The organism is Delftia sp. ASV31 (genome assembly GCF_016428765.1).
In the GTDB taxonomy this organism is placed as follows: Bacteria; Pseudomonadota; Gammaproteobacteria; order Burkholderiales; family Burkholderiaceae_C; genus Comamonas; species Comamonas acidovorans.
Window position 1 is genome coordinate 1 of record NZ_JAELTK010000136.1, and the last position, 10,070, is coordinate 10,070.

Genomic DNA, 10,070 nt, shown 5'->3' on the forward strand with positions numbered 1-10,070 from the left:
CGCCTGGGCTTTCATCCCGGCTTCGGACTCAGCCTGACGCTTCCCCGCCTGATCGGCGCTCAGCGGGCCGCAACGCTGCTCTACACGGGGCGCCGCATTGGTGGCGAGGAGGCCGTAGCGATGGGCCTGGCCGATGAACTGGTCGAAAAGGAACAGGTGCTTGCGCGAAGCATGGCACTGGCCCAGGACATCGCGGCCTCGGCACCGCTGGCAGTCGCATCCACGCGCGCCGGCCTGCGCGAAGGCCTGGCGCAACAGGTGGCCGAAGCCAATCGGCGGGAGCTGGCGATACAGCGCCAGCAGTTCCGCACGGAGGACTTCCGCGAAGGCGTTGCGGCCATGGCGCAAAGGCGCACGCCGGTGTTTCACGGACGTTGATCACGCACCAGGATTGAAGAGAACCCCAACATGGTCACCCCATCCAACCCCGGCCCCGGCCGCCCCTGCACGGGTCCGCTGGACGGCATCCGCGTGCTCGATCTGACTTCGGTCGTTCTGGGTCCCATGGCGACGCAGGTCCTGGCAGACCTGGGCGCCGATGTGATCAAGATCGAAGGGCCGGAAGGCGACATGATGCGCGCCAACGGCGTTTCGCAGCATGCAGGCATGAGTTCCATCTACTTGGCGCTGAACCGGAACAAGCGCTCCATCGTTCTCGATCTCAAGTCCGAGGAAGGTGCCCAGGCGCTTCGCCGTTTGATCGCCCAGTCGGATGTGCTCGTGCACAACATGCGCGTTGCAGCCATCGAGCGGCTGGGCTTCGGCTACGACGCAGTGGCGCAGCTGAACCCGCGCCTGGTCTACTGCATGGCCACCGGTTTCGGGCAGGACGGCCCCCACGCCGACAAGCCCGCCTTCGACGACATCATCCAGGCGGGCTGCGGCCTGGTGGACATCAACACCCTCGGCGGCGACCGCCCCGAGTACGTGCCCAGCCTGATTGCCGACAAGACCACGGGGCTGGTGCTGGCCAACGCGGTCCTCGCGGCCCTGCTGCACCGCGAGCGCCACGGCGTGAGCCAGTGCGTGGAGGTGCCCATGCTGGAGACCATGGCCAGCTTCGTGCTGGTCGAGCACATGGGGGGCATGGCGTTCGAGGGCGCCACGCAGGGCGCGGGATACGCGCGCCTGCTGCATGGCGGCCGCCGGCCACTGCGGACGCGGGACGGCTGGATCTGCGCGCTGCCTTACACCGACAGGCACTGGCGTTCCTTTTTCCGCGCGATCGGCAGGCAGGACATCGGCGATGAACTCCACATCGAGGACAAGGCGCGGCGCAACGCCAACATCCGCCAGCTCTACCAGCACATGGCCGAGATCATTCCCGAGCGCCCCACCGCCGAATGGATCGCGCTGTTCGAGCGCCTGGACATTCCGGTGACGCCCATCCACAGGCTGGACGACCTGCCGCAGCACCCGCACCTGGAAGCGGTGGGACTGTTCCAGCAAACGCGCCATCCCACGGAAGGCACGCTCCGCGAGATCCGTCCAACGACGCGGTTCTCGGCGACACCGCTGTCCCTGCGGCGGCATGCCCCAGTCCTGGGAGAGAACACCGCCGAAGTCCTACACGAGGCAGGCTTCACGCCCGGGGAGATTGCCCGCGTCGTGGCGGCTCCCGGCGCAACGGCCTGATTCATCCCCTTTAGAAGGAACGCACTGTGAATTTCAAACTGAACGAAGAACACCAGATGATCAAGGATCTGGTCGCGCGCTTCGTGCGCGAACAACTCATGCCCCTGGAGCCCTCGGTGCTGGAGCGGGAGGCATCGACGGGAATGCTGGGTCTGCGCGCCGAAGAGCAGGACCGCCTCGATGCGCTGTCGCGCCAACTGGGGCTGTGGGGCCTGGACGCGCCCGCCGAGATGGACGGCCACGACCTGCCGGTGGTGGCCATGGTGGGTGTCAACGAGGAACTGGGCAAGACCATCACGCCCTACGAACTGCCGCCCGACTCTCCCAATCTGCGCATGCTGCTGCAGACAGCCGATGACCGGCAGCGGGCGCGCTACCTCGGCCCCTACGCCCGGGGCGAGACCGTGTCGGCGATCGCGATATCGGAGCCCGGCGCGGGCGGCGATCCGTCCATGATGAGCACGCGGGCGACCCGCGACGGCGACGACTGGATCATCCATGGCCGCAAGATCTGGATCAGCAAGGCGGCCACGGCCGACTGGACCATCGTGATGGCGGTCACCGACAAGCTGAAGGGCGCGCGCGGAGGCATCTCGGCATTCATCGTGGACAAGGACACGCCCGGCTTCCAGGTGGAGCGCAGGATCCCGATGATCGGCGGTGTCTCGACCTACGAGGTGGTGTTCGAGGAATGCCGCGTGCCCGGCACACAGCTGCTGGGCAAGGAAGGAGCGGGCTTTGCGCCGATGCAGGCCCGCCTGTCCAGCCGCCGGGTCCAGATGGCCGCCTGGTGCATCGGCCGGGCGCAGCGGGCGCTGGACATGATCTGCGAGTACGCGCCGCAGCGGCGCACCTTCGGCGCCGCGCTGGCGGAGCGCCAGGCCATCCAGTGGTGGGTGGCAGATGCCGCCACCCGCCTTCATGCCTGCCGTCTCATGACCTATGAGGCCGCGGCCCGGATCGACATGGGCGAGGAGGCCCGAACCCAGGTTTCCATGATCAAGGTGTTCGCGACCGAGATGGCCTGGGATGTCATCGACCGGGCCATGCAGACCTTGGGCGCGATGGGCATGACCAAGGAGCTTGCCCTGCAGCAGATGGCCAGCGAAGCCAGGCTCATGCGGATCTACGAAGGCCCCAGCGAGGTGCATCGCTGGGTGATCGCCCGGGATCTGCTGGGCCTCAGGCGCTGACCTGGCGGGCCAGCGCATCAAGACGGAAAACCACAAAACCACATCAGGAGACATCATGCAAACTTCTTCAATCACCCGCCGCCGCATCCTGGCCGGGCTTTGCGCGCTGCCTGCGGGCTGTGCCTGGACCCCGCGGGCGCTGGCATCCGAGAGCGGATCCGCATTTCCAGGCCGGCCCGTGCGCATCATCGTTCCGTTCCCGCCGGGCAGCGGCACCGACTCGACGGCCCGCCTGTTCGCCAAGAAAATCGGCGAGATCACCGGCCAGGGCGTGTTCGTCGAGAACAAGCCCGGCGCCAACGGCTTCATCGCGGTGCAGACGGTATTGAACGCACCGGCCGATGGCTACACGGTGTTCGTGGGCAGCAACTCCACGCTGTCGGCCAACGTGGCACTGTTCAGGAAACTGCCCTACGACCCGCTGAAGGACTTTGCCCCCATCAGCCTTCTGTCGCGCGGCGCCTGCGTCGTCATCGTGCCGGCCCATTCGAAATACCAGTCGCTCAGGGAGCTGATCGATGATGCCCGCAAACGTCCGGGCCGCCTGAACTACGGTTCGGGCTCGACCTCCTACCGGCTCTACACCGAGTGGCTCAATGAAATCGCAGGCATGACGACCACCGAGATTCCCTTCAAGGGCGCCGGTGCCGCCATACAGGCCACGGTGTCGGGCGAGGTGGATTTTGCGGTGGTGGATGCCAGCGGCGCCATCGAGCTGATCACCGGGGGGCGGGTTCGCGCGCTGGCCTACACGGCGCCGCAGCGCAGCGCCATGCTCCCGAACGTCCCCAGCGCTCCCGAAGCGGGCATTGCGGACTTCCTGGCCTACAACTGGGTGGCTGCCGCCGTCTCCGCGAAAACGCCGGCGCCTGTCGTGAACAGGCTGCTCGCGCTGTTCCAGCAGGCCAGCACGGCACCGGACATCAAGGCGTACTACGAGCGGCAGTCCTCGACGCTTCTCGCGTCGCCGCCGTCCGAGCTGACGCGCTATCAGCAAGAGGAAATCCAGCGGTGGAAGCGGATTGCGCAAACGGCCAACATCGAGCCGCAGTGATGCTCGGCGACGGTCGCGTGAACAAGGCCTGCGCCTTGCGCCCCAGTGCGGACTGCAGCAGGCACGGCATGCTTGCGGCCCCGGGCAGAAAATCGACGGACCGCACCAGGATTCGATAAAACCTCACAACCAGTCAGGAAGCAGCGCCAAGCAGGGTTTCCAAAAATCGCTCAGACTAGGCACAAACGACTTTTGGCACTCCAAAAATGAGTGCAACCGTCTGAAAAACCCACGGAACTTTGGCTTTAGCACTCGGTCATAACGAGTGCTAATATGAAGGAATGGAAGAAAGGAACTCTGCAATGACAAACGCCTCCGGCTCCATTGCGACCACCTTGGCACCCGCTAACCCCTGGGCCCTGGTGCCGCCTCTGGGCAATTTGGATGCCTACATTTCCGCGGTCAACCGCCTGCCCATGCTCACCCTTGAGGAAGAGCAGGACTACGCCCGCAAGCTCAAAGAACACAGCGATCTGGACGCCGCAGGGCGTCTGGTGATGTCCCACCTGCGCCTGGTGGTGTCCATCTCGCGCCAGTACCTGGGCTACGGCCTGCCGCACGGCGACCTGATCCAGGAAGGCAACGTGGGCCTGATGAAGGCCGTCAAGCGCTTCGACCCCGATCAGAACGTGCGCCTGGTGAGCTACGCCATGCACTGGATCAAGGCCGAGATCCACGAGTACATCCTCAAGAACTGGCGCATGGTCAAGGTCGCCACGACCAAGGCCCAGCGCAAGCTGTTCTTCAACCTGCGTTCCATGAAGCAGGGCCTGAAGTCCGATGCCGCCATGGCCGAGGACGGCGCCATGCTGCGTGACACGCTGACCTCGGGCGAGATCGACGCCGTGGCAGAGAAGCTCAACGTCAAGCGCGAAGAAGTCATGGAGATGGAAACGCGCCTGGCCGGTGGCGACGTGCTGCTGGACCCCTCGCCCAGCGACGATGGCGAGCAGGCCTTCGGCCCCATCGCCTACCTGGCCGATGGCGCACACGAACCCACGGCCATGATCGAGTCGCGCCAGCGCGACCACCTGGCCACCGACGGCATTGCCATGGCGCTGGATTCGCTGGATGACCGCAGCCGCCGCATCGTCGAGGAGCGCTGGCTCAAGGTCAACGACGACGGCTCGGGCGGCATGACGCTGCATGAGCTGGCCGCCGTCTACGGTGTCAGCGCCGAGCGCATCCGCCAGATCGAGGTGGCTGCCATGAAGAAGATGAAGAAGGCCCTGGCAGAGTTCGCCTGATGGCCTGACGGCCTGGGCTGACAGGCCGCTTCACGACAAACCCGGATAATCTCCGGGTTTTTTATTGCCCGCAGCCTTTGCGGCCCCCACGTACCCCATGCCCGCCAGCGCCATCTCGCCACTACGCCGCCTCTTCGCCAATGCCTTGGCCACCGCCCTGGCCTCGGCCCTGCTGCCTTGCGCTGCCGTGGCGGGCGACAACTGGCCCAGCAAGCCGCTGCACCTGATCGTCGGCTTTCCCGCAGGATCTTCCCCGGACCTCACGGCGCGCGCACTGGCCGAGCCGCTGGAAAAGCGCCTGGGCCAGCCCGTCATCGTCGAGAACAAGGTGGGCGCCGGCGGCAACATCGCAGGCGAGCAGGTGGCCCGTGCGCGCGACGGCCATACCTTCAGCGTGATGATCAACGGCAACCTGACGATTGCCCGCCTGCTCAACCCCGCCGTGCGCTACGACCCTGTGAAGGATCTGCAGCCCGTCAGCCTGATCGGCGTGGCGCCCCTGGTGCTGGTGGCTCCGGCCGGCGCACCCGAGGGCCGGGCCTTCCTGGAGGCCGCGGCCCAGGCCGGCAGCCGCTGGAGCTACGGCTCCCCTGGCGTGGGCACGGTGGGCCACCTGGGCATGGAGCTGCTCAAGAGCCGCTCCGCGCTCAGGCCCGAACACATTCCCTACCCCGGCTATCCGCAGGTGTTCAACGCCATCCAGGGGGGCGACCTGCAGCTGTCCATGCTGCCGCCCGCACTGGCCATGGCCCAGGTGCAGGCCGGCAAGCTGCGCGGCGTGGCCGTGACCTCGGCCGCGCGCAGCCCGCTGGCGCCGGGACTGCCCAGCCTCAAGGAGCTGGGCGTGGGGGATTTCGATCTGGAGATCTGGAACGCCGTGGCCGCGCCCAAGGCCATGCCCGCCGCCCATGTGCAGAAGCTGGCCGAAGCGGTCAGCGAGATCGTGCGCACGCCCGAGATGCGTGCACGCCTGGCCGCCCAGGGCTGGCAGGCTGTCGGCAGCTCGCCCGTGGGCCTGGCCCTGCGCATACGCCAGGACGTGACGGCACTGGGCCGCATCATCCGCGAACAGGGAATCCACGCGCAATGACGTGCTCGATCACACCGCCATGACCGCTGCCCAAGCCTTCACCGAACTCAACGCCTGGCAGGTCATGGCCTGGGGCCTGCTCTTCTTCGGCGTGCTGTACACGGCCGGCGGCTGGGGCATGACGGCGCTCACGCGCTGGCTGCAGCGGCGCGGCGTGGGCCGCGTGCTGGACACGCGCCCGCTCAAGCCCGACCAGTTGCGCCGCGAATGGCGCCAGTCGCTGCATTCGGTGCTGATCTTCGGCATCGGCATGATCGTGCCCTGGGGCCTTCTGCAATTGGGGTGGGCGCGGCTGGAGCCCGATGCAGGCCCCTGGCGCATTGCCATCGATATCGTGGTGCTGCTGATCTGGAACGATGTGCACTTCTGGATCAACCACCGCCTGCTGCACACGCGGCTGCTGGGGCGCTTTCATGGCGACCACCACCGCTCCATCGTCACCACGCCGTGGTCCACCTACAGCTTCCATCCCATCGAGGCGCTGATGCTGGGCAACGTCATCCTGCTGCCCATGGTGGTGCACGACTTCAGTTTCTGGTCGCTGGCCTCGGTGCCGGTGCTCAGCCTGCTGCTGAACGTCATAGGCCACTCCAACTACGACTTCTTTCCCGGGGTGTCCGACACGCATGCGCTGGCCGCCAGCCGGCGCCACCATCTGCACCATGCCCGGCCCAACGGCAACTACGGCTTTGCGCTGGCCTTCATGGACCGGCTGATGCGCACGCGCGTGGCACTGCCCGCCACGGCCCGGCCCAGGACGGAATGAGCCGACCGCCTGCTCACCACGTCCAGCCACGGCTGCCCCGGCTGCGCCACTGGCGCGACCTGCAGTCGCTGGCCTATCTGGTGGCGCTGCCGCTGATCGTGTGGTGGCAGTGGCAGCATGGCTGGAACCTGTGGCTCTACGGGATCGAGCTGTTCCTCACGCTGGGCGTGGGCGTCATCCACCACAACCACACGCATTTGCGCATGTGGCGCGGGCGCTGGGCCAACCGCATCACCGACTACTGGCTGACCCTGCTGCAGGGCCACCCGACCTTTGTGTTCTGGCCCGCCCATGTGGCCAACCACCACCGCTTCCGCCACGGCCCGCGCGACATGGCACGCACCTACCGCTTCGGCGGCGACCACAACCATCTGCTGGGCTACCTGCTGCACCCGCTGCAGGCCGGCTGGGTGCTGTACCCGCTGTTCCTGCGCTGGCTGGGCCAGCTGCGGCGGCATTGGCCCGGCGCCTTTCGCTACTGCATGGGCCAGTACCTGCTGTGGCTGGGCAGCTGGGCACTGCTGCTGTCGCTGGATTGGCAAAAGGCCTTGCTGCTGGTGATCGTTCCCCAGCTGCATGGCCTGCACTGGCTGCTGGCCACCAACTACCTGCAGCACGCCCATGCCGATGGCCGGCCGCTGACGCGCGGCCAGCGGATGGACAGCGCCACGCCACTGAACTACGCGCGCAATTTCGAGGGCTGGGTCAATCCGCTGCTGTTCAACATCGGCCTGCACACGGCCCACCACGAGCGGCCCCAGGCCCACTGGTCCGAGCTCACGCGCCTGCACAGCGAACACTACCGCCAGCGCGTGGCCCCTGCGCTCAACGAAGGCGGACTGCTACCCTACATGGCCCGCGTCTTCGTGCTCGGCACGGTCTGGCCGCCGGCGCGCACGCGTGCGCAAATGCCTCCCGGAACATACGACTGATACGACCCTGAACCCATGCCCGTCGCCTATTCCAACGTCTATCTGCATGCCGCAGGCATGTTCCTGCCCGGTGAACCCGTGGACAACGCAGGCATGGATGCCTACGTGGCGCCGCTCAATCGCCTGTCCGAGCGCCTCAAGCGCCGCATCCTGGCCGAGAACGGCATTGTCCAGCGCCACTACGCCATAGACGCCGAAGGCCGCACCGTCCACAGCAACACGGCCATGGCCGCCCAGGCCATCCATGACTGCCTGGCACAGGCCGGGCGTGCGCTGGGCGATGTCGGCTTCCTGGCCAGCGGCTCGTCGGGCGGCGATGCGCTCATGCCCGGCTTTGCCAACATGATCCAGGGAGAGATGGCCGCGCCGCCCATGGAGACCCTGTCCGTGCACGGCGTCTGCGCCGCCAGCGTGGGCGCGCTGCAGGCGGCGGCCCAGGCCGTGGACCGCGCGCCCGACTCGCTGGCCCTGGCCGTGGCCAGCGAAATGCCCTCGCGCCTGTTCAAGCGCTCGCGCTTCGCGGCCCAGGGATACAACACGGATTTCGATGCCCACTTCCTGCGCTGGATGCTGTCCGATGGCGCAGGCGCCGTGCTGCTGGGCGGCCCTCAGGCCCTGCCCCAGGCGCCCGGCCTGCGGCTGAAGCTGCGCTGGACGCACCTGCGCAGCTTTGCGGGCGACTACCCGGTCTGCATGCAGTTGGGCCTGACGCCCGACCGCGCCACCAGCCACCTGGACTTTGCCGCCTGGGGCGATGCCGAGGCCGCAGGCGCGCTGTCGCTGCGCCAGGACATCCGCCTGCTGCCGCATCTGTTCGATGTCTGCATCCACGAATACGCCCACCTGGCGCACACGGGCTGGGTGCCCGAGCGCGGCATCGACCATTTCCTGTGCCACTACTCGTCCGAGCGCTTCATCCCCGTGGTCGATGAGCTGCTGGGCAAGGCCCAGCTCGGCATCCCGCGCGAGCGCTGGTGGAGCAATCTGGCCTGGCGTGGCAACACGGGCGCGGCCTCCATCTTCGTGATGCTGTCCGAGTTCCTGCGCACGCAATCGGCACGCCTGAAGCACGGCGACACCGTGCTGTGCTTCATTCCCGAATCGGGCCGCTTCACGGCCGGCTACATGCTGCTGGAAGTGGAGGATGCGGCCCAGGCTCCCACCGCCACCCCGACCACCGCCGCAGCACGCAGTGCCACCGCCGAAGCTCCCGCTGCCCCGGACCTGCTGCCCGATGTCTCCACCATCGCCCCGCCCCACGACCCGAACCAGGCCCCGGCCACGCTGGCGCCGCTGCTGACCGAGCTGGCCAGCCTCTGGCAGGACTACCGCTCGCGCGTGTGGCGCACGCCGCTGCTGCAGCGCATACGCACAGGCAGGCTGCAGACGGCGGACTACGTGCGCTGGATGAGCCACTGGGTTCCCCAGGTGCGCGAGGGCAGCCTGTGGATGCGCGAGGGCGCGGCCTCGCTGACCGGCGAGCACGCGGCGCTGGCCGCGCTGATCGACGTGCATGCGGGCGAGGAGCAGAACGACTTCCGCATCCTGCACGAGGACTACCTCAAGGCCGGCGGCACCGAGACCGACCTCACCCGCCTGCGCCGCAACCCCGGCGGCGAGGCGCTCAACGCCTATCTGCACGGCCTGGCCGCCACGCCCAATCCGGTCGGCCTGCTGGGCGCCATCTACATCATCGAAGGCACGGGCCAGCGCATCGTGCCCAGCCTGCTGCCGCTGCTGCGCGCCAGCCTGCCGCTGCCGCCCGATGCCTTCCGCTTCCTGGAATACCACGGCGCCAACGACGAACACCACCTGGAGCGCTGGCTCATGGCCGTGCAGATGGTGATGGCGCTGGACGACACAGACGGCAGAGGGGGCACGGCGGCGCAGGCCATCGTGCGCACCGCGCGCCACACGGCGGCGCTGTACCTGATGCAGTTCGAGCATGTCCTGCCCGAGGAGCACTGATGCAACCACCAGACTTCATCGAACCGCCCCACGACGAGCGCGACCCCAGCCCCTGGCGCGCGCTGTACCTGGACCAGAGCACGCCGCTGCCCGACGACGTCAAGGCCGCCTGGCTGCGTGACTGCAGCAGCGGCTCGCGCCAGTACCTGCTGCCCTTCCTGCGGCCGCTGGCACGCACCAGCATC

Annotated in this window: 9 protein-coding genes and 1 pseudogene; all 10 read left to right on the forward strand. The window is 67.6% G+C overall.

The annotated features are described in order from the left end of the window. The coding region (locus JHD82_RS27625; RefSeq protein WP_233174918.1) for an enoyl-CoA hydratase/isomerase family protein at positions 1 to 378 on the forward strand (378 nt) is incomplete at its 5' end. Between the two features lie 30 nt (positions 379 to 408). Beyond that, positions 409 to 1,635 carry a CaiB/BaiF CoA-transferase family protein gene (locus JHD82_RS27630; protein WP_199140002.1) on the forward strand — a complete coding sequence of 409 codons (1,227 nt, stop codon included), beginning with the start codon at positions 409 to 411 and terminating at the stop codon, positions 1,633 to 1,635. Between the two features lie 26 nt (positions 1,636 to 1,661). Beyond that, on the forward strand, positions 1,662 to 2,828 hold the full coding sequence (locus tag JHD82_RS27635) for an acyl-CoA dehydrogenase family protein (RefSeq protein ID WP_199140004.1): 1,167 nt from the start codon (positions 1,662 to 1,664) through the stop codon (positions 2,826 to 2,828). Between the two features lie 55 nt (positions 2,829 to 2,883). Beyond that, on the forward strand, positions 2,884 to 3,882 hold the full coding sequence (locus tag JHD82_RS27640; protein ID WP_199140006.1) for a tripartite tricarboxylate transporter substrate binding protein: 999 nt from the start codon (positions 2,884 to 2,886) through the stop codon (positions 3,880 to 3,882). Positions 3,883 to 4,184: 302 nt separating this feature from the next. Next, positions 4,185 to 5,129, forward strand: a complete 945-nt coding sequence (gene rpoH / locus JHD82_RS27645; protein ID WP_012203622.1) for an RNA polymerase sigma factor RpoH — start codon at positions 4,185 to 4,187, stop codon at positions 5,127 to 5,129. Positions 5,130 to 5,226: 97 nt separating this feature from the next. Beyond that, positions 5,227 to 6,219, forward strand: a complete 993-nt coding sequence (locus tag JHD82_RS27650) for a tripartite tricarboxylate transporter substrate binding protein (protein WP_199140008.1) — start codon at positions 5,227 to 5,229, stop codon at positions 6,217 to 6,219. 19 nt (positions 6,220 to 6,238) lie between these two features. Then, entirely contained in the window at positions 6,239 to 6,985 is a 747-nt protein-coding gene (locus JHD82_RS27655) for a sterol desaturase family protein (protein ID WP_199140010.1), read from the forward strand. Then, positions 6,982 to 7,917 (forward strand): fatty acid desaturase, encoded by a 936-nt coding sequence (locus JHD82_RS27660; protein WP_199140012.1) that lies wholly within the window; start codon positions 6,982 to 6,984, stop codon positions 7,915 to 7,917. Before JHD82_RS27655 ends, JHD82_RS27660 begins: the two co-directional genes overlap by 4 nt. Before the next feature lie 15 nt (positions 7,918 to 7,932). Next, positions 7,933 to 9,885: a 3-oxoacyl-[acyl-carrier-protein] synthase III C-terminal domain-containing protein gene (locus JHD82_RS27665; RefSeq protein ID WP_199140014.1), complete on the forward strand. Its 1,953-nt coding sequence runs from the start codon at positions 7,933 to 7,935 to the stop codon at positions 9,883 to 9,885. Then, a pseudogene (locus JHD82_RS27670) lies at positions 9,885 to 10,070 on the forward strand (hypothetical protein); the annotation flags it as partial. The gene JHD82_RS27665 and the pseudogene JHD82_RS27670, both read left to right, overlap by 1 nt.

Bases quoted from the DNA above. Each gene is read 5' to 3' on its own strand.
- JHD82_RS27630 (WP_199140002.1), top strand. From the start codon at position 409: ATGGTCACCCCATCCAACCCCGGCCCCGGCCGCCCCTGCACGGGTCCG.
- JHD82_RS27655 (WP_199140010.1), top strand. From the start codon at position 6,239: ATGACCGCTGCCCAAGCCTTCACCGAACTCAACGCCTGGCAGGTCATG.
- JHD82_RS27665 (WP_199140014.1), top strand. From the start codon at position 7,933: ATGCCCGTCGCCTATTCCAACGTCTATCTGCATGCCGCAGGCATGTTC.
- JHD82_RS27660 (WP_199140012.1), top strand. From the start codon at position 6,982: ATGAGCCGACCGCCTGCTCACCACGTCCAGCCACGGCTGCCCCGGCTG.
- rpoH (WP_012203622.1), top strand. From the start codon at position 4,185: ATGACAAACGCCTCCGGCTCCATTGCGACCACCTTGGCACCCGCTAAC.
- JHD82_RS27650 (WP_199140008.1), top strand. From the start codon at position 5,227: ATGCCCGCCAGCGCCATCTCGCCACTACGCCGCCTCTTCGCCAATGCC.
- JHD82_RS27640 (WP_199140006.1), top strand. From the start codon at position 2,884: ATGCAAACTTCTTCAATCACCCGCCGCCGCATCCTGGCCGGGCTTTGC.